At 61.1% G+C, this 24,462-nt stretch carries 24 protein-coding genes; 13 read left to right on the top strand and 11 right to left on the bottom strand.

Translation table 11 applies throughout. The features are described 5' to 3' along the window. Positions 1-7 precede the first annotated feature (7 nt). The 3 genes from AB4P90_RS27775 to AB4P90_RS27785 form a co-directional block, all read right to left on the bottom strand. On the bottom strand, positions 8-802 hold the full coding sequence (locus AB4P90_RS27775) for a thiazole synthase (RefSeq protein WP_014720334.1): 795 nt from the start codon (positions 800-802) through the stop codon (positions 8-10). Positions 803-856: 54 nt separating this feature from the next. Then, on the bottom strand, positions 857-1,057 hold the full coding sequence (gene thiS, locus AB4P90_RS27780; RefSeq protein WP_019817757.1) for a sulfur carrier protein ThiS: 201 nt from the start codon (positions 1,055-1,057) through the stop codon (positions 857-859). Between the two features lie 79 nt (positions 1,058-1,136). After that, positions 1,137-1,511, bottom strand: a complete 375-nt coding sequence (locus AB4P90_RS27785) for a DUF423 domain-containing protein (RefSeq protein WP_236465906.1) — start codon at positions 1,509-1,511, stop codon at positions 1,137-1,139. A 74-nt stretch (positions 1,512-1,585) separates the two neighbouring features. Between AB4P90_RS27785 and mtgA the strand changes: the two genes are divergently transcribed. Continuing rightward, the gene (gene mtgA / locus AB4P90_RS27790; protein ID WP_395605522.1) at positions 1,586-2,308 is read left to right on the top strand and encodes a monofunctional biosynthetic peptidoglycan transglycosylase; all 723 of its coding nucleotides are present in this window, start codon (positions 1,586-1,588) and stop codon (positions 2,306-2,308) included. 188 nt (positions 2,309-2,496) lie between these two features. On the opposite strand, the gene rpoH is transcribed toward mtgA, so the two are convergent. The 4 genes from rpoH to ftsY all read right to left on the bottom strand — a co-directional run bounded on the left by rpoH (position 2,497) and on the right by ftsY (position 6,563). Further along, the gene (rpoH, locus tag AB4P90_RS27795) at positions 2,497-3,351 is read right to left on the bottom strand and encodes an RNA polymerase sigma factor RpoH (protein WP_003176698.1); all 855 of its coding nucleotides are present in this window, start codon (positions 3,349-3,351) and stop codon (positions 2,497-2,499) included. Positions 3,352-3,481: 130 nt separating this feature from the next. Then, positions 3,482-4,504 (bottom strand): permease-like cell division protein FtsX, encoded by a 1,023-nt coding sequence (gene ftsX, locus AB4P90_RS27800; protein ID WP_003195111.1) that lies wholly within the window; start codon positions 4,502-4,504, stop codon positions 3,482-3,484. Beyond that, the gene (gene ftsE / locus AB4P90_RS27805) at positions 4,501-5,172 is read right to left on the bottom strand and encodes a cell division ATP-binding protein FtsE (RefSeq protein WP_003195112.1); all 672 of its coding nucleotides are present in this window, start codon (positions 5,170-5,172) and stop codon (positions 4,501-4,503) included. Before ftsE ends, ftsX begins: the two co-directional genes overlap by 4 nt. Then, complete coding sequence (ftsY, locus tag AB4P90_RS27810; RefSeq protein ID WP_395605523.1) at positions 5,169-6,563, bottom strand: signal recognition particle-docking protein FtsY; 1,395 nt, start codon at positions 6,561-6,563, stop codon at positions 5,169-5,171. The genes ftsE and ftsY overlap by 4 nt, the downstream gene beginning before the upstream one ends. A gap of 232 nt (positions 6,564-6,795) precedes the next feature. Between ftsY and AB4P90_RS27815 the strand changes: the two genes are divergently transcribed. Genes AB4P90_RS27815 through AB4P90_RS27830 form a run of 4 tightly spaced genes read left to right on the top strand, consistent with a single transcriptional unit; the run spans position 6,796 to position 11,301 of the window. Continuing rightward, on the top strand, positions 6,796-8,151 hold the full coding sequence (locus AB4P90_RS27815) for a pitrilysin family protein (RefSeq protein ID WP_014720340.1): 1,356 nt from the start codon (positions 6,796-6,798) through the stop codon (positions 8,149-8,151). Then, positions 8,144-9,634, top strand: coding sequence for a pitrilysin family protein (locus tag AB4P90_RS27820; protein WP_019817760.1), 1,491 nt, complete (start codon positions 8,144-8,146; stop codon positions 9,632-9,634). Before AB4P90_RS27815 ends, AB4P90_RS27820 begins: the two co-directional genes overlap by 8 nt. Then, complete coding sequence (gene rsmD / locus AB4P90_RS27825) at positions 9,634-10,251, top strand: 16S rRNA (guanine(966)-N(2))-methyltransferase RsmD (RefSeq protein WP_014720342.1); 618 nt, start codon at positions 9,634-9,636, stop codon at positions 10,249-10,251. The genes AB4P90_RS27820 and rsmD overlap by 1 nt, the downstream gene beginning before the upstream one ends. A 51-nt stretch (positions 10,252-10,302) precedes the next feature. After that, positions 10,303-11,301 carry a hydrolase gene (locus AB4P90_RS27830; RefSeq protein ID WP_103452452.1) on the top strand — a complete coding sequence of 333 codons (999 nt, stop codon included), beginning with the start codon at positions 10,303-10,305 and terminating at the stop codon, positions 11,299-11,301. A gap of 116 nt (positions 11,302-11,417) precedes the next feature. On the opposite strand, the gene AB4P90_RS27835 is transcribed toward AB4P90_RS27830, so the two are convergent. Together AB4P90_RS27835 and AB4P90_RS27840 are read right to left on the bottom strand one after the other, a co-directional pair. Next, complete coding sequence (locus AB4P90_RS27835; protein WP_019817762.1) at positions 11,418-12,272, bottom strand: sulfurtransferase; 855 nt, start codon at positions 12,270-12,272, stop codon at positions 11,418-11,420. A 33-nt stretch (positions 12,273-12,305) separates the two neighbouring features. Continuing rightward, positions 12,306-12,977: a TetR/AcrR family transcriptional regulator gene (locus tag AB4P90_RS27840; protein WP_395605524.1), complete on the bottom strand. Its 672-nt coding sequence runs from the start codon at positions 12,975-12,977 to the stop codon at positions 12,306-12,308. Positions 12,978-13,122: 145 nt separating this feature from the next. On the opposite strand from AB4P90_RS27840, the gene AB4P90_RS27845 reads away from it, so the two are divergent. From AB4P90_RS27845 to AB4P90_RS27865, 5 genes are all read left to right on the top strand, one after another. Then, positions 13,123-14,550 (top strand): coniferyl aldehyde dehydrogenase, encoded by a 1,428-nt coding sequence (locus AB4P90_RS27845; protein ID WP_395605525.1) that lies wholly within the window; start codon positions 13,123-13,125, stop codon positions 14,548-14,550. Between the two features lie 29 nt (positions 14,551-14,579). Beyond that, the gene (locus AB4P90_RS27850) at positions 14,580-15,125 is read left to right on the top strand and encodes a twin-arginine translocation pathway signal protein (protein ID WP_395605526.1); all 546 of its coding nucleotides are present in this window, start codon (positions 14,580-14,582) and stop codon (positions 15,123-15,125) included. 53 nt (positions 15,126-15,178) lie between these two features. Next, a complete protein-coding gene (locus AB4P90_RS27855) occupies positions 15,179-16,774 on the top strand; it encodes a GMC family oxidoreductase (protein ID WP_200599495.1) in 1,596 nt (531 codons plus the stop codon). 103 nt (positions 16,775-16,877) lie between these two features. Further along, positions 16,878-17,357 carry a pantetheine-phosphate adenylyltransferase gene (gene coaD, locus AB4P90_RS27860; RefSeq protein WP_003195136.1) on the top strand — a complete coding sequence of 160 codons (480 nt, stop codon included), beginning with the start codon at positions 16,878-16,880 and terminating at the stop codon, positions 17,355-17,357. 102 nt (positions 17,358-17,459) lie between these two features. Then, a complete protein-coding gene (locus AB4P90_RS27865; RefSeq protein ID WP_003195146.1) occupies positions 17,460-17,711 on the top strand; it encodes a YfhL family 4Fe-4S dicluster ferredoxin in 252 nt (83 codons plus the stop codon). Positions 17,712-17,834: 123 nt separating this feature from the next. On the opposite strand, the gene mutM is transcribed toward AB4P90_RS27865, so the two are convergent. Together mutM and AB4P90_RS27875 are read right to left on the bottom strand one after the other, a co-directional pair. Next, positions 17,835-18,647 carry a bifunctional DNA-formamidopyrimidine glycosylase/DNA-(apurinic or apyrimidinic site) lyase gene (gene mutM, locus AB4P90_RS27870; protein ID WP_014720348.1) on the bottom strand — a complete coding sequence of 271 codons (813 nt, stop codon included), beginning with the start codon at positions 18,645-18,647 and terminating at the stop codon, positions 17,835-17,837. Positions 18,648-18,668: 21 nt separating this feature from the next. After that, the gene (locus tag AB4P90_RS27875; RefSeq protein WP_172832678.1) at positions 18,669-19,481 is read right to left on the bottom strand and encodes an HDOD domain-containing protein; all 813 of its coding nucleotides are present in this window, start codon (positions 19,479-19,481) and stop codon (positions 18,669-18,671) included. Positions 19,482-19,758: 277 nt separating this feature from the next. Between AB4P90_RS27875 and AB4P90_RS27880 the strand changes: the two genes are divergently transcribed. From AB4P90_RS27880 to ilvD, 3 genes are all read left to right on the top strand, one after another. Then, on the top strand, positions 19,759-20,955 hold the full coding sequence (locus AB4P90_RS27880; protein WP_005792302.1) for a class I SAM-dependent rRNA methyltransferase: 1,197 nt from the start codon (positions 19,759-19,761) through the stop codon (positions 20,953-20,955). A gap of 125 nt (positions 20,956-21,080) precedes the next feature. After that, positions 21,081-22,271 (top strand): MFS transporter, encoded by a 1,191-nt coding sequence (locus AB4P90_RS27885; protein ID WP_019817765.1) that lies wholly within the window; start codon positions 21,081-21,083, stop codon positions 22,269-22,271. 229 nt (positions 22,272-22,500) lie between these two features. Beyond that, positions 22,501-24,342, top strand: coding sequence for a dihydroxy-acid dehydratase (gene ilvD, locus AB4P90_RS27890; protein ID WP_003195159.1), 1,842 nt, complete (start codon positions 22,501-22,503; stop codon positions 24,340-24,342). Positions 24,343-24,462 lie beyond the last annotated feature (120 nt).

Here is a 24,462-nt window from a genome sequence, read left to right on the forward strand (position 1 = left end):
ATAGCTCTTACTTGATCAGACCATCCAGCGGCGAAGAGGCGCTGGCATAGAGTTTTTTCGGCATGCGCCCGGCGAGGTAGGCCAGGCGGCCCGCGACGATGGCGTGGTTCATGGCTTGGGCCATCATGATTGGTTGCTGGGCATGGGCAATGGCCGAGTTCATCAGCACCGCGTCGCAGCCCAGTTCCATGGCGATGGTCGCGTCGGAGGCAGTGCCCACACCCGCATCCACCAATACCGGGATCTTGGCTTCTTCGAGGATGATTTGCAGGTTATACGGATTGCAGATGCCCAGGCCGGAACCGATCAGACCAGCCAGCGGCATCACCGCGATGCAGCCGATTTCTGCCAACTGACGGGCGATGATCGGGTCATCGCTGGTGTAGACCATCACGTCGAAGCCTTCCTTGACCAAGGTCTCGGCGGCCTTGAGGGTTTCGATCACATTGGGGAACAGGGTTTTCTGGTCGGCCAGCACTTCCAGCTTCACCAGGTTGTGGCCGTCGAGCAGCTCACGGGCCAGGCGGCAGGTGCGCACGGCTTCGATGGCGTCGTAGCAGCCAGCAGTGTTTGGCAAAAAGGTGTAGCGCTCCGGCGAGAGCACTTCGAGCAAGTTCGGCTCGCCCTCGATCTGGCCGAGGTTGGTGCGGCGTACGGCGAAGGTGACGATCTCGGCACCCGAGGCTTCGATGGCCAGGCGGGTTTCTTCCATGTCGCGGTACTTGCCGGTGCCGACCAGCAGACGGGACTGGTAGGTACGACCGGCCAGGACGAAAGGCTTGTCGCTACGAACGATGCTCATGGGAAATCCTCTGGTTGGATGAGGTTCTGCAGAATGCGTTGCGGCCGTGGCGGGCTAGCCGCCGCCGATGGCGTGGACCACTTCGATCTGGTCACCTTCGGTGAGCACAGTCTCGGCGTGCTGGCTACGCGGGACGATATCCAGGTTGAGCTCCACTGCGACGCGACGCCCGGTCAGGTCCAGACGGGTCAGCAGGGCCGCAACGGTTTCGCCGTCGGGCAGTTCAAAGGGTTCGCCGTTCAACTGAATGCGCATGCCACGGGCCGCCATCGTTTTTAGGGGCCCGCATTCTAGCGCGATTGGAACCTGAAGGTCAGCTCCAAGCGTCAAGCGGTCAAAGCTGCAAACGCCACGCCGCCAGGCCCAGGAAGAACCAGCCGAGCAGGAACGCCAGCCCGCCAAACGGCGTGATGATCCCCAGTTTACTGATGCCGGTCATCGTCAGCACATACAGGCTGCCCGAGAACAGCAGGATACCGACGGTAAACGAAATACCCGCCCAGGTGACCAACCGGCCCGGAATATGCGCCGCCAGCAAGGCCATGCCGAACAGTGCCAGGGCATGCACCAACTGGTAGGTCACGCCGGTATGGAAGATCGCCAGGTAGTCGGCGCTCAGGCGGTTTTTCAGGCCGTGGGCGGCGAAAGCGCCCAGCGCAACGCCGGTAAAGCCGAAAAAGGCAGCCAGCATCAGAAAGCTACGCAGCATGGGGAACTCCAGTCAGACTCATCGGGCAGGGTCTGTATAATGGCCCGCTCAACGGGTTCGGCCAAGCCATCTCTATGCTGCGTGTCCTCTTCAAACGCTTTCTCAACGTCGTGAAATGGTTTGCCATCGGCAGTGTGTTGCTGGTGCTGCTGTTTCGTGTGGTACCGCCACCGTTCACTGCGCTGATGGTGGAGCGCAAGGTCGAGTCCTGGGTCGACGGCGAACCCATTGACCTGCAACGCAGCTGGGTACCGTGGGACGAAATCTCCGATGATCTCAAAGTCGCGGTGATGGCCGGTGAAGACCAGCGTTTCCCGCAACATTGGGGTTTTGATTTCGGCGCGATCCAGGCGGCGATCCTGCACAACGAGCGTGGCGGCTCGATTCGCGGCGCCAGCACCCTGAGCCAGCAGGTGTCGAAAAACCTGTTCCTGTGGGCCGGCCGCAGCTATTTGCGCAAAGGCCTGGAGGCGTGGTTTACCGGTTTGATCGAAGTGTTATGGCCCAAGCAGCGGATTCTTGAGGTGTACCTCAACAGCGTGGAATGGGATGAAGGTGTGTTTGGCGTAGAAGCGGCGGCGCGGCACCATTTTGGCGTGAGTGCCAAAGGGCTTTCGCGGCAGCAGGCCAGTTACCTGGCGGCGGTGTTGCCCAATCCACGGGTGTGGAGTGCCAGTCATCCGACCGCCTATGTGGCACGGCGAGCGGCGTGGATTCGCCAGCAGATGAGCCAGTTGGGTGGGGAGGGTTACCTGGTGGAGCTGCACAACTCTCGAAAGGCACCCTGGTCCGACTGACACAATACGAGACCTGTGGGAGCTGGCTTGCCTGCGATAGCGGTGGGTCAGTAACCCATGCTTCATCTGACACGGCCTCATCGCAGGCAAGCCAGCTCCCACATTAAACCGAGTTGTACTTGAGACTTTTCGAACACATACAAAAATGCCCCGATCTTTCGACCGGGGCATTTTTTGTTCGCTGCGTTTTAAGCGGCGATCGACAACTTCAGCTTGTTCATCGCGCTTTTCTCAAGCTGACGAATCCGTTCTGCCGACACGTTGTACTTTTGCGCCAGGTCGTGCAGCGTGGCTTTTTCTTCTGCCAGCCAACGCTGGTAGAGGATGTCACGGCTGCGGTCGTCCAGCACTTCCAGCGCTTCGTGCAGGTTGTGGTTGGAGTTGTCGCTCCAGTCGGCGTCCTCCAGTTGACGCGCCGGATCGTACCGGTGGTCTTCCAGATAGTTGGCCGGCGATTGGAAGGCGCTGTCGTCATCCGCTTCGGCGGCTGGGTCGAAGGCCATGTCATGGCCGGTCAGGCGGCTTTCCATCTCGCGCACTTCACGGGGCTCCACACCGAGGCTTTCGGCCACGCGGTGGACTTCTTCGTTGTTCAGCCACGCCAGGCGTTTTTTCTGGCTGCGCAGGTTGAAGAACAGCTTGCGCTGGGCCTTGGTGGTGGCCACTTTCACGATGCGCCAGTTGCGCAGGATGAACTCGTGGATTTCCGCCTTGATCCAGTGCACGGCAAACGACACCAGGCGCACGCCCATTTCAGGGTTGAAACGCTTCACAGCCTTCATCAGGCCTACGTTGCCTTCCTGAATCAGGTCGGCCTGGGCCAGACCATAGCCGCTATAGCTACGGGCGATATGTACGACAAAACGCAGGTGGGCGAGCACCATCTGCCGAGCCGCCCCCAAATCCTGCTCATAGTAGAGACTCTCGGCCAGTTCACGCTCCTGCTCGGGCGTCAGCAATGGAATGCTGTTGACCGTGTGCACATAGGCTTCCAGGTTCGCACCCGGGACCAAGGCATAAGCAGGTTGCAAAGAAGTGGTCATACGAAAAAACCTCCGACTCACATAACTCGTGCAGTTCAGCACTGCGAAAATTGACCTGGGAACCGTAGGACAAGTTCCCTAAACCGCTGATACGGTCAATACAAACGAAACCACATTAATCTGGCATTAACTACTTCGGCGCCAGTTCACGTAAATGCCGTGCCACCGCAATCCACGCACCGATATACCCCAACAACACCGCGCCAAGCAAGAGACTCAGACCATCGGCTACCGGCACACCGGCCAACGCGAAATCACTGCCGTAGAGCCCCGCCAGGCCGACAACCGCGTCGTTCAACCAATCCAGGCCAAACGCCAGTACGCCCCAGGACAAGATCCCCGCACCCAGGCCATACAGCGCGCCCATGTACAGGAAAGGCCGACGCACATAGCTGTCTGTGCCGCCCACCAGTTTAATCACTTCTATCTCGGTGCGACGGTTTTCAATATGAAGACGAATGGTATTACCTATCACCAAAAGTAATGCAGACACTAATAACACCGTCAGGCCGAACACAAAGCGGTCGCCCAGCTTGAGGATCGCGGCCAGGCGCTCTACCCAGACTAGATCAAGTTGGGCCTGTTGCACCTTCGGCATCTCTGCGAGTTTTTGTCGCAGGGCTTCCAGCGCCGGCTTGTCGACCTCGTTCGGCGTTACCAGCACCACGCCCGGCAGCGGGTTCTGCGGCAGCTCCTTGAGCGCCTCGCCCAGGCCCGATTGCTGCTGGAACTCTTCAAGGGCCTGGTCGCGGCTGATGTACTCGGCCTCGGCTACCCCCGGGATGTTCTTGATGTCGTCACGCAGCGCTTCGCCTTCCTTGCTGCTGGTGTCCAGGTTCAGGTACAGCGAAATCTGCGCCGCCCGCTGCCAGGAACCGCCCAGGCGCTCCACATTATTAAGCAACAGCGACAAGCCCATCGGCAGGCTCAAGGCCACCGCCATCACCAGGCAAGTGAAAAAACTACCGATCGGCTGTTTGCCCAGGCGCCGCAGGCTGTCCAGCAGGCTGGCGCGGTGGCTTTCGATCCAGGCGTGCACCAGGGTGCCGAAGTCCGGGCCGTCGTCTTCGTCGTGTTTTTTCTTTTTCGGTTGCGGGTCGGCCGGCTTCGGAGCCACCCGTTCGGATACTTTAGGGCTGCGTGTAGCACTCATACGCCAGCCTCCCCGTCGCCGATCAGGCGGCCGCGTTGCAGGGTCAGCATGCGATGGCGCATACGCGCAATCAAGGCCAGGTCGTGGCTGGCGATCAAGACGCTGGTGCCCAGGCGGTTGATGTCTTCGAACACCCCCATGATCTCGGCCGCCAGGCGCGGGTCGAGGTTACCGGTGGGCTCGTCCGCCAGCAGCAAAGCCGGGCGATGGACGATGGCGCGGGCGATACCGACACGCTGTTGCTGGCCGGTGGACAGGTCGCCGGGGAAGAGGTCGGTCTTGTCCGACAAGGCCACGCGTTCCAGGGCCGAGTCCACGCGTTTGACGATCTCGGCCTTGGACAGCCCGAGGATCTGCAACGGCAGGGCCACGTTGTTGAACACCGTACGGTCGAACAGCAACTGGTGGTTCTGGAACACCACGCCGATCTGGCGGCGCAGGAATGGAATTTGCGCATTGCTGATAGTGGCCAGGTCCTGGCCCGCCAGCAGCAACTTGCCGGTAGTCGGGCGTTCCATGGCCAGCAGCAGGCGCAACAGCGTACTTTTGCCTGCGCCCGAATGGCCGGTGACAAACAAGAATTCGCCGCGACGCACTCGAAAGCTCAGCTCATGCAAGCCCACATGCCCGTTGGCATAGCGTTTACCGACCTGTTCGAATCGAATCATGAACGCTCCCGCTCGGCAAACAGTGCCTGTACAAAGGGTTCGGCTTCAAAGGTGCGCAGGTCGTCGATGCCTTCACCGACGCCGATATAGCGAATCGGCAACCCGAACTGTTTGGCCAGGGCGAAAATCACACCGCCCTTGGCCGTGCCGTCGAGCTTAGTCAATGCCAAGCCGGTCAGCTGCACCGTCTGGTTGAATTGCTTGGCCTGGCTGATGGCGTTCTGGCCAGTACCGGCGTCGAGCACCAGCAGGACTTCATGGGGTGCATCGGCGTCGAGCTTGCCGATCACGCGGCGCACTTTCTTCAGTTCTTCCATCAAGTTGTCTTTGGTGTGCAGGCGACCGGCGGTGTCGGCGATCAGCACGTCAATGTTACGGGCCTTGGCGGCCTGCACGGCATCGAAGATCACCGAAGCCGAGTCGGCGCCGGTGTGCTGGGCGATCACCGGGATCTTGTTGCGCTCGCCCCACACCTGCAACTGCTCGACGGCGGCGGCACGGAAGGTGTCACCGGCGGCGAGCATGACTTTCTTGCCTTCACCTTGCAGCTTCTTGGCCAGCTTGCCGATGGTGGTGGTCTTACCAGCGCCATTAACCCCTACAACGAGGATGACGAACGGCTTTTTCGGCGTGATCACCAGCGGCGCTTCAACCGGTTTGAGCATGGCGGCCAGCTCAGCCTGCAGGGATTTGTACAGCGCATCGGCGTCGGTCAACTGCTTGCGCGCGACCTTCTGCGTCAGGCTCTGGATGATCACGGCGGTGGCTTCGACGCCCACGTCGGCGGTGAGCAGGCGGGTCTCGATGTCTTCGAGCAGCTCGTCATCAATGACTTTCTTGCCCAGGAACAGGCTGGCCATGCCTTCGCCAATACTGGCGCTGGTCTTGCTCAGGCCCTGCTTGAGGCGTGCAAAGAATCCGGTTTTGCTGGTTTCGGTGGTGGCGACGACAGGCTCTGGCTCGATAACGGCAGGTGCAGCGACAACCGGTGCAGGCACTTCAACGACGGGCGGTATTTCAGCCACAGCCTCTACCGGCGCCGGCTCAACCACTGCAGGAATCGGCGGCACGACGTGCTCGGCCTGAACATCCTCAACCAATGCCACGGGTTCTTCGGCCACCGGCAGCTCTAACCAGGGCTTGTGCTCAGGCTCAGGTTCCGGCTCGGCGTCAACGACCGGCTGCAACACCGGCTCAGCCATCGGTAACACCACCGGAACTGGCGTCTCGGCAACCGGTTCGGCTTCTATTACGGGTTCAGGGGTCGGTTCAGCGTGAACCTGTGGCTGTTCGACGACGGTTTCCTGCGGCTTTTTGCGCAGCCATCCGAACAGGCCTTTCTTCTCGCCAGCCGCAGCTGGGGTCTTCTTGTCGTCGTTGGAACCAAACATGGAGACGGCTATCTCAAGGTAGCGACGCGCCACAGGGCGCGCCGGTAAATAAAATTCGATGCGTAACAGACTGTTTTTTAGCCAGCTCGTTCATGCGCAACATTTTGTAAGGCCTAAATAGGGCCTTCACAAGACAGCCGCAGTGGCCGTCCTTAAGTCGGACCAGTATCCTAGCACCTCCTCGCCCGCCGACGCTAAGACCAAGCGGGCAGCCCAACAGGTTTAAAAACGAATGAATGCTCTAGCCCGCCGCGCCGCAGGCCTGCTGTTCAGCACAGTTTGTCTGCCTCTCTCAGCTTTGGCTGCCGATCCACAACCCACCCATGAATTCACCCTCGATAACGGCCTTAAAGTGGTCGTGCGCGAAGATCATCGCGCGCCGGTGGTGGTTTCCCAGGTCTGGTACAAGGTTGGCTCAAGCTACGAAACCCCGGGCCAGACCGGTTTGTCCCACGCCCTGGAACACATGATGTTCAAGGGCAGCGCCAAGGTCGGCCCCGGCGAAGCCTCGCTGATCCTGCGCGACCTGGGCGCCGAAGAAAATGCGTTCACCAGCGACGACTACACCGCGTATTACCAGGTATTGGCCCGTGACCGCCTGGGCGTGGCCTTTGAGCTGGAAGCCGACCGCATGGCCAGCCTGCGCCTGCCGGCCGACGAGTTCAGCCGTGAAATCGAGGTAATCAAAGAAGAACGCCGCCTGCGCACCGACGATAACCCCATGTCCAAGGCGTTCGAGCGCTTCAAGGCCATGGCGTTCCCGGCCAGTGGCTACCACACGCCGACCATTGGCTGGATGGCCGACCTGGACCGCATGAAGGTCGAGGAACTGCGCCACTGGTACCAATCCTGGTACGTGCCGAACAACGCCACCCTGGTGGTGGTCGGCGACGTGACCCCGGACGAGGTGAAAAACCTCGCCCAACGTTACTTCGGCCCGATCCCCAAGCGTGACGTGCCGCCGGCAAAAATCCCGATGGAACTGGCCGAGCCCGGCGAGCGCCTGCTGACCCTGCACGTGCAGACCCAACTTCCGAGTGTGATCCTGGGCTTCAACGTGCCCGGCCTGGCCACCGCTGAAGACAAACGTTCGGTGCAGGCCCTGCGCCTGATCTCGGCCCTGCTGGACGGCGGCTACAGTGCACGGATCTCCGAGCAACTGGAACGCGGTGAGGAACTGGTGTCCGCGGCTTCCACCAACTACGACGCCTACACCCGTGGCGACAGCCTGTTTACCCTCTCGGCCACGCCGAACCAGCAGAAGAAGAAAACCGTGGCCCAGGCCGAAGCCGGCCTGTGGCGCCTGCTCGATGAGTTGAAGGCCAAGCCGCCGACCGCCGAAGAACTGGAGCGCATCCGTGCCCAGGTGATTGCCGGCCTGGTGTACCAGCGTGATTCCATCACCAGCCAGGCCACGGCCATCGGCTCCCTGGAAACGGTCGGCCTGTCCTGGAAACTCATGGACACCGAGCTTGCCGACCTGCAAAGCGTGACCCCGGAAGACATCCAGAAGGCCGCACGCACTTATTTCACCCGCGAACGTCTGAGCGTCGCCCATGTTTTGCCTGAGGAGACCGCTCATGAGTGATCGCAAAAACAGCCGCCTGATCCTGCCCGGCCTGATCGCCGTCACCCTGATGGCGGCCAGCGCCGTTTACTTCTTGCGCCCCAGCGAGTCGGTCGCCAGCCAGGCCCTGGACAAGGCTCAAACGGCCAGCACCCTGCAATCCCTGGCGGAACTGGATGGCAAGGCACCGACCAACCGCAAGCTCGACGTACAAACCTGGACCACCACCGAAGGCGCCAAGGTGCTGTTCGTCGAAGCCCATGAACTGCCGATGTTCGACATGCGCCTGCTGTTCGCCGCCGGCAGCAGCCAGGATGGCGACGTGCCAGGCCTGGCACTGATGACCAACGCCATGCTCAACGAAGGCGTGCCGGGCAAGGATGTCAGCCAGATCGCCAGCGGGTTCGAAGGCCTGGGGGCCGACTTTGGCAACGGCGCCTACCGCGACATGGCGCTGGTGACCCTGCGCAGCCTGAGCGACAGCGCCAAGCGCGACGCCGCCCTGTCACTGTTCAACCAGGTGATCGGCCAGCCGACATTCCCGGCAGACTCGCTGGCACGCATCAAGAACCAGATCCTGGCCGGTTTCGAGTACCAGAAGCAGAACCCCGGCAAACTGGCGAGCATCGAGCTGTTCAAGCGCCTGTACGGCGACCACCCTTACGCCCACCCGAGCGAAGGCACCCCCGAGAGCGTGCCGAAGATTACCCTGGCGCAGTTGCAGGCGTTCCACGCCAAGGCCTATGCGGCGGGTAACGCGGTAATTGCAGTAGTGGGCGACCTGACCCGCGCCGAAGCCGAAGCCATGACGGCCAAGGTGTCCGCCTCGCTGCCCAAGGGCCCGGCGATGGCCAAGATCGCCCAGCCGACCGAGCCAAAAGCCGGCCTGAGCCGTATCGAGTTCCCGTCCAAGCAAACCCACCTGCTGTTTGCGCAGTTGGGCATCGACCGTGCCGACCCGGATTACGCAGCCTTGTCCCTGGGTAACCAGATCCTCGGCGGCGGTGGCTTCGGCACTCGCTTGATGAGCGAAGTGCGTGAAAAGCGCGGCCTGACCTACGGCGTGTATTCCGGTTTCTCACCGATGCAGGTGCGCGGCCCGTTCATGATCAACCTGCAGACCCGCGCCGAAATGAGCGGTGGCACCTTGCGCCTGGTGGAGGACGTATTGGCTGACTACCTCAAGACCGGCCCGACGCAAAAGGAACTGGATGACGCCAAGCGCGAGCTGGCCGGCAGCTTCCCGCTGTCCACCGCAAGCAACGCCGATATCGTCGGGCAGTTGGGCGCCATGGGTTTCTACAACCTGCCGCTGAGCTATCTGGAAGATTTCATGAAACAATCCCAGGCCCTGACCGTCGATCAGGTCAAGGCTGCAATGAACAAACACTTGAGCGCCGACAAGATGGTCATCGTGACCGCCGGCCCGACGATTGCGCAAAAGCCACTACCGCCCCCCACTGATAAACCTGCCGAGCAGCCGCTCGGGGTTCCGGAGCATTAATGGCCAGTTCATCTCGCCCGAAAAAACCTGTCCACAACGTGCATAACGGTGTGGGCCAACTGCGCATCATTGGCGGTGAATGGGGCAGCCGCAAGCTGAGCTTCCCCGACGTTGTGGGCCTGCGCCCGACGCCTGATCGCGTGCGTGAAACCCTGTTCAACTGGCTCGCGCCGTACATAGGCGGGGCCAAAGTGCTGGACCCGTTCGCCGGCAGCGGCGCGCTGTTCCTGGAGGCGCTGTCCCGTGGCGCGGCCCAGGGCCAGGCGCTGGACGCCAGCAATGTGGCGGTGTCCAGCCTCAAGGAGCACCTGGGCACGCTGCGTTGCACCACCGGCCAGGTGCAGACGGCCGACGCGCTGCGCTACCTGGAAACCCAGGCGGCGACTGAATACGATGTAGTGTTCCTCGACCCACCGTTCAACCAGAACCTGCTACCGGCCGTCTGCACTCTGCTGGAAGAACGCCAGTGGCTGGCACCGGATGCCTGGATCTACACTGAGAGCGAGACCGCGCCCTCCACGCTCGGCCTGCCAAGTGGCTGGCGCCTGCACCGGGAGCAGAAGTCCGGGCGGGTGTATTACGCGTTGTGGCATCGTTTGGTCGAAAACGCCGCTTAACCTGTGGCTGGGGAGCTTGCCACGGCGAGCTCACTGGCTACCGAGAGTTTCATGACCCCCTCTTCCGATTTATTCAAACCCGCCTTCGGCCTCGGCAACCCCCACTTGCAGACACTGTGGGGGCCGCTGTGGCGGCCGACCACCCACATCGAGCGTCAGCGTGAGCGCCTGTGGCTGGAGGATGGCGACTTCCTCGATCTCGACTGGCATGGCCCCCATGACGTGCAAGCGCCCTTGGTGCTGGTGCTGCATGGGCTGACCGGTTCGTCCAATTCACCCTATGTGGCCGGCCTGCAAAAAGTCCTCGCGGCCCAAGGCTGGGCCAGTGCCGCGTTGAACTGGCGCGGCTGCTCGGGCGAGCCCAACCTGCTGGCTCGCAGTTATCACTCCGGCGCCAGCGAAGACCTGGCGGCGGCGATTGCTCATCTGCGCGCCAAGCGGCCGTTGGCGCCCTTGTATGCGGTGGGTTATTCCCTGGGTGGCAACGTGTTGCTCAAGCATTTGGGGGAAACCGGCGAGGCTTCAGGGCTGCAGGGCGCGGCGGCGGTGTCGGTGCCGTTTCGCCTGGATCAATGCGCGGATCGCATTGGGCTGGGGTTCTCGCGGGTGTATCAGAAGCACTTCATGCGCGAGATGCTGGCGTATATCCGCGTCAAGCAACGCCAATTCCTGCAGGACGGTCGTGAGGATGGGCTCAAAACCCTCGAGGCCCTTGGCTCCCTGGAAAAGATGCGCACGTTCTGGGACTTCGACGGGCGGGTAACCGCGCCGCTGCACGGTTTCTTGAGTGCCGAGGATTACTATCGCCGCGCTTCCAGTCGCTATTACCTGGGCGGTATCCGCACGCCGACGCTGATTATCCAGGCGGCTGATGATCCGTTTGTGTTTGCGCACAGCTTGCCTGACGCCAGTGAGCTGTCGGCCTGCACCGAGTTCGAGTTGCTGGCCAAGGGCGGGCATGTGGGGTTTGTGGAGGGTTCGCTGAAGCGTCCTGGTTACTATCTGGAGCGCCGGATCCCGCAATGGCTCCAGACCCAATACGGTCAATAGTGTGGGAGCTGGCTTGCCTGCGATAGCGGTGGGCCAGCCAACGTTGAGGTGGCTGACACTCTGCTATCGCAGGCAAGCCAGCTCCCACACCTTCATGAAGTGCTCACACCTATCGTTTAGTCGCCCTTCGCAATTTCCCGGGCTGGATCGGTAATCCACTCACTCCACGACCCCGCATACAACTTGCCCAACGGGTACCCCGCCAGGCTCAACGCAAACAGGTTATGGCACGCCGTCACCCCAGACCCGCAATACGCCACCAGCTCCTGAGCCGGGCGCCCTTGCAACTGCGCGGCAAAGCGTTGCTTGAGCTGATCAGCCGGCAAGAAACGACCATCACTGCCCAGGTTTTCACTGAACGCCGCACATTGCGCACCAGGGATATGCCCGGCAATCGGATCGATGGGCTCCACTTCGCCACGAAAGCGCGGCTGGGCGCGGGCGTCGATCAAGGTCAGGCCAGGTTGGCCCAGGCGTTTTTGCAGGTGTTCGGCATCCAGCAACAGACGATTATCCGGCGTACCGTCGAAGGTACCTGGCGCAACCACAGGCGCGTCCAGGCTCAAGGGGAAACCGGCGGCATGCCAGGCCTTGAGGCCACCATCCAGAATAAACACGCCATCACGCTTGCCCAGCCAGGCCAGCAGCCACCAGGCACGGGCGGCGTAGGCACCGGGGCCGTCGTCATACAGCACCACATCGGTGTCGGCACTGATGCCCCAGGCCCGCAGTTGCCTGGCGAACGTGTCCGCCGCCGGCAAAGGATGACGACCGGTCACGCCCTTGGTCACCGGGCCGCTCAGGTGGCGCTCAAGGTCGGCGTATTGCGCGCCCTCGATATGCCCTTCGGCGTAACTGCACAAGCCGTAGTCCGGGTCTTCCAGGGCAAAGCGGCAATCCAGGATCACCCACCCGCTCGACTGTTGGCGCTCGGCCAATTGCGGGGGGCTGATCAGTTGGGCAAGCGGCATGACTGACTCCTGTGCATACAAAGGGGAAAGGTCTTACTTCACTTCTTCCAGTGCCTGATTCAACGGCACGTAAAACTCTTTGAACAAGGCGTCCACCGCCTCTTTAGCCTGTGGCGTAACGAACCCCGCCTCCAGCACCAGCACCTGGTACACCCCGCGCTTGATCGCCTCGGCGCTCAGGTGGGTGGATTTTTCATTGGTGGTACACAAAAAACGCACCCACGAGGTAAGGATGATCCACGCATTCAGGGTCAGGGCTTCGGTTTGCACCGGGTCCATATTGAGAATGCCGGCATCGACAAAGCCTTGGTAGATCGCGCCGCCCTGGATCAGGCAACGCTGGGAAAACCGCCGGTAGCCAGTCGCCAGTTCCGGGTCGCTCTCCAGCAGGTGTTCGAGGTCGCGGTGCAGGAAGCGATAACGCCACATGCCGGCCAATACGGCTTGCAGATAAAAGCGTTTATCCTCCACCACCATCGTGCGTCCCTGTGGTGGGCGCAGGAAACTGTCTACCAGCGCTTCATATTCGCGGAACAGCACGGCGATGATCGCCTGCTTGTTAGGGAAGTGGTAGTACAAGTTGCCCGGGGAAATTTCCATGTAGGCGGCAATGTGGTTGGTACTGACACTGCGCTCGCCCTGCTGGTTAAAAAGCTCCAGGCTGGTTTGCACAATGCGCTCGCTGGTCTTTACTCGTGGTGCCATAGGGGATCAGCTTCTATACACGGGATGGGGCATCTTACGGCCTAACCCGGCCAGGATAAATCTGGATGTTACTGCAATGTTATTTGACAATTTAGAGCAATGACTCTAAAAATCCAGGCAGACCAATAACAATCGGTGCCGCGCCATGTCTGCCAACGTTGCCTACCTGCAAGATTCCCAGGCGCTGGATCAGCTCCAGAACCTGTTCAACGCCCAACGCCGCGCCTTCGTCGCCAACCCGATGCCGCCGGCCGGGCAGCGCCAGCAATGGCTCAAGGCTTTGCGGGATCTGCTGAGCGACGAACGCCAGGCGCTGATCAATGCGATCAGCCAGGACTTCAGCCATCGCAGCGCCGACGAAACCCTGTTTGCCGAATTGATGCCTAGCCTGCATGGCATTCACTACGCGAGCAAACACCTCAAGGGCTGGATGAAACCTTCCCGCCGCGCTGTAGGCATTGCCTTCCAGCCCGCCTCAGCCAAAGTCATTTACCAGCCATTGGGCGTCGTCGGCGTCATCGTGCCGTGGAACTACCCGCTATACCTGGCCATCGGCCCGTTGGTGGGGGCATTGGCGGCCGGTAACCGAGTGATGCTCAAGCTCAGTGAGTCCACGCCGGCCACCGGTGAGTTGCTCAAGGCGTTGCTGGCCAAGATCTTCCCCGAGGATCTGGTGTGCGTCGTGCTGGGCGAAGCTGACGTGGGCATGGCGTTTTCCAAGTTGCGCTTCGATCACCTGCTGTTCACCGGCGCTACCAGCATAGGCAAGCACGTGATGCGTGCGGCGGCCGAAAACCTCACGCCGGTGACTCTGGAGCTAGGCGGCAAATCGCCAGCCATTGTCTCGGCCGATGTGCCACTCAAGGACGCCGCCGAACGCATCGCCTTCGGCAAAACCTTGAACGCCGGGCAAACCTGCGTGGCGCCAGATTATGTGCTAGTACCCGAAGATCGCGTGGAAGGCTTTGTCGAGGCCTATTCCAAAGCCGTGCGCGGGTTTTATCCGACGCTGGTCGACAACCCGGACTACACCGCCATCATCAACGAGCGCCAACTGGCCCGGCTCAATGCCTACGCCAAGGACGCCACCGACAAAGGCGCCACCTTGATCCCGCTGTACGAGCAGGGCCAGGCGCGGCGAATGGTCCACAGCCTGCTGTTGAATGTCAGCGACGACATGACCGTGATGCAGGACGAAATCTTCGGCCCGCTCCTGCCCATCGTGCCGTATCGCGGCCTTGACCAAGCCTTTGCCTACATCAACCAGCGACCTCGACCACTGGCCTTGTATTACTTCGGCTACAACAAAGGCGAACAAGCGCGGGTGCTCCACGAAACCCACTCCGGTGGCGTGTGCCTGAACGACACCTTGCTGCACGTCGCTCAGGACGATATGCCGTTCGGTGGCATCGGCCCGTCAGGCATGGGCCATTACCACGGTCACGAAGGTTTCCTGACGTTCAGCAAGGCCAAGGGTGTGCTGATCAAACAGCGCCTGAACGCAGCGAAGTTGATCTACCCGCCTTATGGCAAGTCGATCCAGAAGCTGATCCAGAAGCTGTTTATCCGCTGATAACCGCCACCTTCGGGACTATAAAAACAATGAACCCCAGCCTGACTGATTCACCCGCGCTGTCACGGCGCGGCGTCTTGAAAATCGGCCTGTGTGCCAGCGCCTTCCTCGCCACCGCCGGGTTGGGCGCCAGCCTCAGCGGTTGCTCCAGCAGTACGCCGGCCAGCCGCTTTGCGATGCTGCGCACCAGCGACTTGCCATTCTTGCGGGCGGTAATCCCGGTGCTGCTGGAAGGCGCGGCCAGTGCCGAACAAGTGCTTGCCGGTATTGAGGGCACCCTGAAAAAGCTCGATTACAGCCTGCAGCACTTGTCCCCCGAGATGTTCAAGCTCACCCAGCAATTATTCGACGTACTGGGCATGGGCATTACCCGCGGCCCGCTGACCGGTATCTGGGGCAGTTGGGAAAACGCCAGCAGCGAACAGATCCGCAATTTCCTGCACCGCTGGGAAAACAGTTACCTGAACCTTTTGCGCATGGGCCAGGGCTCGTTGCTCAAGCTAGTGATCATGGCCTGGTACTTCCGGCCCGAGTCCTGGGCCCATTGCGGCTACCCCGGCCCGCCCAAGATCTAGCCTGGGCCATCCCCCAAGATTGCATCTTCCTACAAGAATAAGAGAGCACACCTATGCCCGTACCCGATCTGTTCCGCGACGGCCTGGCCCGTGGCTGGAAAACCCACAATGGCGCCGCCCTGGATAACGACCTGACCCTGGAAGCGGATGTCGCCATCATCGGCAGCGGCGCCGGGGGCGGTACCACGGCTGAAATCCTCAGCGCCGCCGGCTACAAAGTGTTGCTGATCGAAGAAGGCCCGCTCAAGACCAGTAGTGATTTCAAACTGCTGGAAGACGAAGCCTACGCCAGCCTTTACCAGGAAGGCATCGGGCGGATGAGTAAGGACGGCGCTATCACCATCCTGCAGGGCCGGGCTGTGGGCGGTACCACCTTGATCAACTGGACCTCCAGCTTTCGCACCCCTGACGCTACCCTCGCGCATTGGGCCAGCGAATATGCGGTCAAAGGCCACAGCAGCGCCGAAATGGCGCCCTGGTTCGAAAAAATGGAGCAGCGCCTGGGCATCGCGCCGTGGGCGCTGCCGCCGAATGCCAACAACGATGTGATCCGCAAAGGCTGCGAAAAGCTCGGCTACAGCTGGCATGTGATCCCGCGCAATGTGCGCGGTTGCTTCAACCTGGGGTATTGCGGCATGGGCTGCCCGGTCAACGCCAAGCAGTCAATGCTGGTGACCACCATCCCGTCCACTCTGGAAAAAGGTGGCGAACTGCTTTACCTGGCCCGCGCCGAACGGCTGAAATACAGCGGCGACACCATCAGCAGCCTCGAATGCGTGGCCATGGACGAACGCTGCGTAGCGCCCACCGGGCGCAAGATCAGCGTGAAAGCCAAGCACTATGTGCTGGCGGGCGGCGGCATCAACAGCCCGGCCCTGCTGATGCGCTCCGACGTGCCCGACCCACACTCGCGGCTGGGCAAGCGCACCTTCCTGCACCTGGTCAACTTCTCCGCCGGGCTGTTCGACGAGGTGATCAACCCCTTCTACGGTGCGCCGCAATCCATCTACTCCGACCACTTCCAATGGCAGGACGGCACTACCGGCAAAATGTCCTACAAACTGGAAGCACCGCCCCTGCATCCAGGCCTGGCGAGCACCCTGTTTGGTGGCTATGGCAACCAGAACGCCCTGGACATGAACCAATTACCCCACACTCACGCCATGCTCGCCCTGCTGCGCGACGGCTTTCACCCCGACAGCCCAGGCGGCACGGTGGAGTTACGCGGTGACGGCACCCCAGTGCTCGACTATCAGGTCTCGCCCTACGCCTGGGACGGCCTGCGCCGGGCCTTCCACAGCATGGCCGAGATTCAGTTCGCGGCGGGGGCCAAATCGGTCAAGCCCCTGCATCACGACGCGCGCTTTGTGAACAACTTGGCCGAAGCCCGCAGCGTGATCGACGGTCTGAACCTGGAACTGCATCGCACCACCCTGGGCAGCGCCCACGTGATGGGCGGTTGCGCCATGGGTGAAGACCCAAAAAATGCCGTTGCCGACAGCCTGGGTCGCCATCATCAGTTGCGCAACCTGTCGATCCACGATGGCTCGCTGTTCCCCACCAGCATTGGCGCCAACCCGCAATTGTCGGTGTACGGACTGACCGCGCAACTGGCGAGCGCATTGGCCGAACGTCTGAAAACGGCATGAAAAGACAGGGTATTCACGGTATCTATCTACATAAGTCGACTTGGCCCACCGGTAATGCTGCGATACCATCCGGTTCCCCAACGGACTCCGCCAGGACGACGCGATGAACCGAGTGTTGTACCCAGGTACCTTCGACCCGATTACCAAAGGCCATGGCGATCTGGTCGAACGCGCCTCTCGCCTGTTCGACCATGTGATCATCGCGGTCGCGGCCAGCCCCAAGAAAAACCCGCTGTTTCCCCTGGAACAACGTGTGGAGCTGGCGCAAGAGGTCACCAAGCACCTGCCGAATGTGGAAGTAGTGGGCTTTTCGACATTGCTGGCGCATTTCGCCAAGGAGCAGAACGCCAATGTGTTCCTGCGTGGCCTGCGTGCGGTGTCGGACTTCGAATACGAATTCCAGCTGGCCAACATGAACCGCCAATTGGCGCCGGACGTGGAAAGCCTGTTCCTGACGCCGTCGGAGCGTTATTCGTTCATTTCCTCGACGTTGGTTCGTGAAATCGCCGCTTTGGGCGGAGATATCACCAAGTTCGTGCATCCAGCCGTGGCCGATGCGCTGACGCTGCGCTTCAAGAAGTAAGGCTGCTCGGTCGGTGCCTGCTCGCACTGCGGGCGCCAATGCGGCACAATTGCGCGCATTAGTTTTCAGATGCCTTGGCAGAGTGCCCTGGCAGGAGTTTCCATGTCCCTGATCATCACCGACGATTGCATCAACTGCGACGTCTGCGAACCCGAGTGCCCGAACGCCGCCATTTCCCAGGGCGAAGAGATCTACGTGATCGACCCTAACCTGTGCACCCAGTGCGTCGGTCACTACGACGAACCGCAGTGCCAGCAGGTATGCCCGGTGGATTGCATTCCGCTGGACGAGGCACACCCTGAGACGGAAGAGCAGTTGATGGAGAAGTACCGCAAGATTACCGGTAAGGCCTAAACCTCTTCATTGCCCCTAAGGGCCTCATCGCAGGCAAGCCAGCTCCCACACTTGGATATATGAATACATTCAAATGTGGGAGCTGGCTTGCCTGCGATAGCAATATCAGCCTTCACCCAGCAATCAGCTCTGACACCTGGGGCAAAACACACTCGCCCGCTGCCCCAGCACCACATTGCGCAGCTCAGTGCCGCAGACCTTGCATGCCTCGCCGCCCCGGCCATACACGAACAGTTCCTGCTGGAAATACCCCGGCTGCCCATCGCCGCCGATAAAGTCCCGCAACGTGGTGCCGCCCCGCTCGATGGCAGCAGCCAGCACCCGCTTGATTTCAATCGCCAGCTTCAGATAACGCCCGCGTGAAATACCCCCGGCGGCGCGGCGTGGGTCAATCCCAGCTGCAAACAGCGCCTCGGTCGCATAGATATTGCCCACGCCCACCACCACCGCGTTGTCCATGATGAACGGCTTCACCGCCATGGACTTACCGCGAGACAGCTGGAACAAGCGCTCGCCATCAAACAGGTCGGTCAACGGCTCCGGCCCCAGCCGCATCAGCAGCTCATGGTTGTGCGGGTCGTGGCTCCAGAGCATCGCACCGAAGCGCCGCGGGTCGGTGTAGCGCAGGGCCATGCCCGATTCCAGCTCGATATCCACGTGCTCATGCTTGGCCGCGGGCATGCCGACTTCCACCAGGCGCAAGTTGCCCGACATGCCCAGGTGGCTGATCAAGGTGCCCACTTCGGCATTGATCAACAGGTATTTGGCCCGGCGCTCCACCAGCACGATGCGCTGCCCTGACAGGCGCACATCCAGGTCTTCCGGAATCGGCCAGCGCAGGCGCCGCTCACGCACTACCACGCGGCTGACGCGCTGGCCTTCCAGGTGCGGGGCAATGCCGCGTCGGGTGGTTTCGACTTCTGGTAACTCGGGCATATGTACCTCTTGAATGACGGGTCAGTGCGCGCCCAGTTCGCGGATCGACAACTTCAGGCTCTCGAAGTCGTAGTCCGACAGGCCCACGTAATCCAGCACCAGATGGCCAATGGCGTTCCACTCATGATCCACTGGCTGATTGCCCAGTACGCGATAGGACGAACAGATATGCTCAGCCATCTTCAAAATGGCCAGCAGGTTCTTGAGCTGTGGGTTGCGCGACGTCTCATCGCTGAAAATCGCCAGGGCGTTATGGTGATTGGCGATGGCGTCGGTGACATGCTCCGGCAGGCGCCAGGACTTGGCGGTGTAGTAGCCGACTACCGCATGGTTGGTGTGGAACGCTTTGTTTTCGGTGTCGACCACGCGGCAATCCGGGGCGGCATTGGCGTAGGCCTCTTCCAGCACCGCCATGTAATTGGGAAAGCGCTTGAGCATCAGCGGCACGCCACAATCATGGAACAGGCCCAAGGCATAGGCTTCGTCCACGGCCTGGGAACCGGTGCGCTTGGCCAGGGTGAGGCAGGTCATGGCCACATCCTGGGCGGTGTCCCAGAAGCGGTTGAGGGTGACGATGGTGTCGTCGCACATCTCACCCTTGATCGACTGCGCGTTGATCAAATTGATGATCGAACGGCTGCCCAGCAGGTTCACCGCACGCTGGATCGAAGCGATTTTGTTGCTCAGGCCGTAATACGGCGAATTGACGATCTTGAGCAGCGCGCCGGACAAGCCCGGGTCCTGGGAGATCAACCTTGCAATCACTTCCAGGTCCGGATCGGGCATGTACTGCTCCATCTGCAAATCCACCATGATTTGCGGTTGAGGCGGCACGCTGATGCCTTGCAGGGCCTGTTGGATCTGCTCGGGGGAAAGCTCTTGGGACATAAGTACACACTCTGGGCTAGGCGCGAATTCTACCCCTTATGCCGATGTGGCCGACACCCAAAAACCCAAGTGAAACCCGATTGAATGTGGGAGCTGGCTTGCCTGCGATAGCATCACCACCGTACGTCTGATACACCGCGCCGCCCGCATCGCAGGCAAGCCAGCTCCCACATGAAAGAGTGCGCAAAGGGTATACTCCCGCTCTTTTTTCCGGAGCGACGTCATGTCCCTGCCAAGCCTGCGTCTCAAAGCCAACGCCGATCGTCGTTTGCGCAACGGCCACCTGTGGGTCTACAGCAACGAAATCGACGTGGCCGCCACCCCACTCCACGGCTTCCAGGCAGGCGACCAGGCTATCCTGGAAGCGGCCGGCGGCAAGACCCTGGGCATCGTGGCCATGAGCCCGAACAACCTGATCTGCGCCCGCCTGCTGTCGCGCGACATCAAGTTGCCGCTGGACAAGTCGCTGCTGGTGCACCGCCTCAACGTCGCGCTGTCCCTGCGTGACCGCCTGTTCGACAAGCCGTTCTACCGCCTGGTCTACGGTGATTCCGACCTGCTGCCGGGCCTGGTGGTCGACCGTTTCGGCGACATCCTGGTGGTACAGATCGCCTCGGCGACCATGGAAGCGCATAAAGAAGATGTGATCGCCGCGCTGACCCAAGTGCTCAAGCCCAGCGGCATCCTGTTCAAGAACGACTCCGCCGCGCGCGACGCCGAAGGCCTCAACCGCTACGTCGAAACCGTATTCGGCCTGGTGCCGGAGTGGGTGGCGCTGGAAGAGAACGGCGTCAAGTTCGAAGCCCCGGTGATCCAGGGCCAGAAAACCGGCTGGTTCTACGACCACCGCATGAACCGCGCCCGCCTGGCCCCGTATGCCAAGGGCAAGCGTGTACTGGACCTGTACAGCTACATCGGCGGCTGGGGCGTGCAAGCTGCAGCCTTTGGCGCCAGTGAAGTGTTCTGCGTCGACGCTTCGGCCTTCGCCCTCGACGGCGTAGAGCGCAACGCCGCGCTGAACGGCTTTGCCGAGAAGATGACCTGCATCGAAGGCGACGTCTTTGAGGCGTTGAAAGAACTGAAAGCCAGCGAAGAGCGCTTCGACGTGATCGTCGCCGACCCACCGGCCTTCATCAAGCGCAAAAAAGACATGAAAAACGGCGAAGGCGCCTACCGCCGCCTCAACGAGCAAGCCATGCGCCTGCTCAGCAAAGACGGCATCCTCGTCAGCGCCTCGTGCTCCATGCACCTGCCGGAAGACGACCTGCAAAACATCCTGCTCACCAGCGCCCGCCATCTGGACCGCAACATCCAGATGCTCGAACGCGGCGGCCAAGGCCCGGACCACCCGGTGCATCCGGCGATTGTCGAGACGCGCTACATCAAGAGCATTACCTGCCGGTTGCTACCCAATAGCTGATACTGTTCCCCTGTAGGGACTTGCGGGTTCCTACAGGTTTTTAGGAAATGTCGTACTGCCCCAGGCTTTGACTTTCCGTAGCGCAGACTCGATCCTCGCCCCTCTCATGGAACCGAGGCTCGCGCATGTCGAAGGCAATTACACAGGCTGAAAAACCGCTCTTGGTTTTCTGGCTGATGACCATGACTTTGCTGGGCGTCTTCCCCCTTGACGTCGTACTGCCCTCCTTTCCCGCCCTGGCTGAACACTTCCATACCTCGACCACCCATATCGCTCGATCCGTCAGCCTGTTCGCCATTGGATTTTCCTGCTCAATGCTGCTGATCGGCCCGCTGTCCGACAGAATCGGTCGCAAGAAGCTACTCCTGGCCAGTATGGTAGTAGCCATCCTGGGTGCAGTCGGGTGTCTGGCCGCCAGAAACACGCCCCAATTCCTGTTCTTTCGAGTCATTCAGGCCATAGGCTGCGGTGGTTTCATACTGTCCCAAGCGCTGGTGCAGGACCTTTTTTTCGGCAGGGAACAGGAGCGGTTGCGCATAGCAATGGCCACGGCCGGAGGCATTTTCATCTCGATTTCCCCAGTGCTGGGCGCATGGCTGCAATTGCACTGGGGATGGAAAGCCAGCTTCTACGCGTTTATCGCCCTCTGTGCCGCAACGTGGTTTATGGCTCACCGATTACTGCATGGCGGCTTCCCTCCAACCGCGCCAAGCGAGCGGGGTATTTTCAGGGCCTACGCCAAGGTTTTCGCCAACAGACATTTCGCCAGCTACGCCACGATCTCCGCGATCACCTTCGCCTGTCATTTCTCATTCATCGTTGTGTCACCGCTCATTTTCATGGACCAGTTAAAGCTGTCACCCCATGAGTACTCATTGACCTTGCTTCTCTACGGCGCCGCCTACGTAGTGGGAGGCCTCTGTGCCGGCGTCCTGCACAAACGGCTGGCGGCGGCTACCCAGATGGCAGTCGGGCTGGTTCTGATCGCTATCTCTGGCGTAGTCATGCTGCTGTTGGCCTACCTGTTCGGCTTATCAACCCCGACAGTGTTGGTGCCCATGCTGCTCTGCACGGCGGGCACCACCATCACCCGGCCCATTTCCAACTCCAAGGCCATGAGCCTGTTTCCAGACAATGCGGGAGCCGCAGCTTCCGCCGTTGCGGCAGCGCTGTTCATTGCTGGCGGCTGTATCAGTGCATTTATCAGCACCTTTACCCACCAGTTGAGTACTGCGCTTGGCTTGTGTTTTCTGATCCTGAGCCTTGCCGCCCTTGCGTTGAACTCATGGGCACGGCGGCGCCCGCACGTCCTGTAGCGGCTAACTTCAAGGTTGCGCCCATTCCCTCCAGCCGCCAGCGGTGTAGAATCGGCCCTATTCATCGCCAGTCATCCCCCGGCGGGTTTATGAGCTCGAGGCCCAAGCACGCGGCGATCCCGCGACGCGAGTGGCAACTTCCGGACACACGGCCATTTTCTGAGTGTTCCAGTCGTCAATTAGAAGCTCACTCCCCTTTAGTACTTGATTAGCCGCCCGGAGTGCTCCAATGCCTGATTACCGCTCGAAAACATCCACCCACGGCCGCAACATGGCCGGCGCGCGCGCGCTGTGGCGTGCCACGGGGATGAAAGATGACGACTTCAAGAAGCCGATCATCGCGATTGCCAACTCGTTCACCCAGTTCGTGCCGGGCCATGTCCATCTCAAGGACCTGGGCCAACTGGTCGCCCGCGAGATCGAACGCGCCGGTGGCGTGGCTAAAGAATTCAACACCATCGCCGTGGACGACGGCATCGCCATGGGCCATGACGGCATGCTGTATTCCCTGCCGAGCCGCGAGATCATCGCTGACTCCGTGGAGTACATGGTCAACGCCCACTGCGCCGACGCCATTGTGTGCATCTCCAACTGCGACAAGATCACCCCCGGCATGTTGATGGCTGCCTTGCGCCTGAACATCCCGGTGATCTTCGTCTCCGGCGGGCCGATGGAAGCCGGCAAGACCAAACTCGCCTCCCACGGCCTCGACCTCGTCGACGCCATGGTAATCGCCGCCGATTCCAGCGCTTCTGACGAGAAGGTCGCCGAATACGAGCGCAGCGCCTGCCCGACCTGCGGTTCGTGCTCCGGCATGTTCACCGCCAACTCGATGAACTGCCTGGTGGAAGCCCTGGGCCTCGCCTTGCCGGGCAACGGTTCCACATTGGCCACTCACAGCGACCGCGAGCAGTTGTTCCTGCAGGCCGGCCGTACCATCGTCGAGCTGTGCAAGCGCTACTACGGCGAGAACGATGAGTCGGTGTTGCCGCGCAATATCGCCAACTTCAAGGCGTTCGAAAACGCCATGACCCTGGACATCGCCATGGGCGGTTCCACCAACACCATTCTGCATTTGCTGGCTGCCGCCCAGGAAGCCGAGATCGACTTTGACCTGCGCGACATCGACCGCCTGTCCCGTCACGTGCCACAGCTGTGCAAGGTCGCGCCGAACATCCAGAAGTACCACATGGAAGACGTGCACCGCGCCGGCGGGATCTTCTCAATCCTCGGCTCCCTGGCCCGTGGCGGCCTGCTGCACACCGACCTGCCAACCGTGCACAGCAAGTCCATCGCCGAAGGCATCGCCAAATGGGACATCACCCAGACTGACGACGAAGCCGTGCACACCTTCTTCAAGGCCGGCCCGGCCGGTATCCCCACCCAGACCGCGTTCAGCCAGTCGACCCGCTGGGACACCCTGGACGACGACCGTGAAAACGGCTGCATCCGCAGTGTCGAGCACGCCTACTCGCAAGAAGGCGGCCTGGCCGTGCTGTACGGCAACATCGCCCTCGACGGCTGTGTGGTGAAAACGGCAGGTGTGGATGAATCCATCCACGTTTTCGAAGGCCGCGCCAAGATCTACGAAAGCCAGGACAGCTCGGTACGCGGCATCCTCGCGGACGAAGTCAAGGAAGGCGATATCGTGATCATCCGCTACGAAGGCCCTAAAGGCGGCCCGGGTATGCAGGAGATGCTTTACCCCACGTCCTATCTGAAATCCAAAGGCCTGGGCAAAGCCTGCGCCCTGCTGACCGACGGCCGTTTCTCCGGCGGCACGTCGGGCCTGTCCATCGGCCACGCTTCCCCGGAAGCCGCTGCCGGCGGCGCGATTGGCCTGGTGCAGGATGGCGACAAGGTGCTGATCGACATTCCGAACCGCTCGATCAACCTGTTGATCAGCGATGAAGAACTGGCAGCACGCCGGGTTGAGCAGGACAAGAAAGGCTGGAAGCCGGTGGAGAAGCGCCCGCGCAAAGTCACCACCGCGTTGAAGGCCTACGCGTTGTTGGCCACCAGCGCCGACAAGGGTGCGGTGCGCAACAAAGCCATGCTCGACGGCCTGTAAGCCCCGCGCATAAAAAAGCCCCGCCAGGTGCGGGGCTTTTTTTGTCTGCAGAAATTCCCCAAGACATTGGAGATCAAATGTGGGAGCTGGCTTGCCTGCGATTGCATCACCTCGGAGTAC

It is taken from the genome of Pseudomonas sp. B16120 (assembly GCF_044218845.1).
Classification (GTDB): Bacteria; Pseudomonadota; Gammaproteobacteria; order Pseudomonadales; family Pseudomonadaceae; genus Aquipseudomonas; species Aquipseudomonas paracarnis.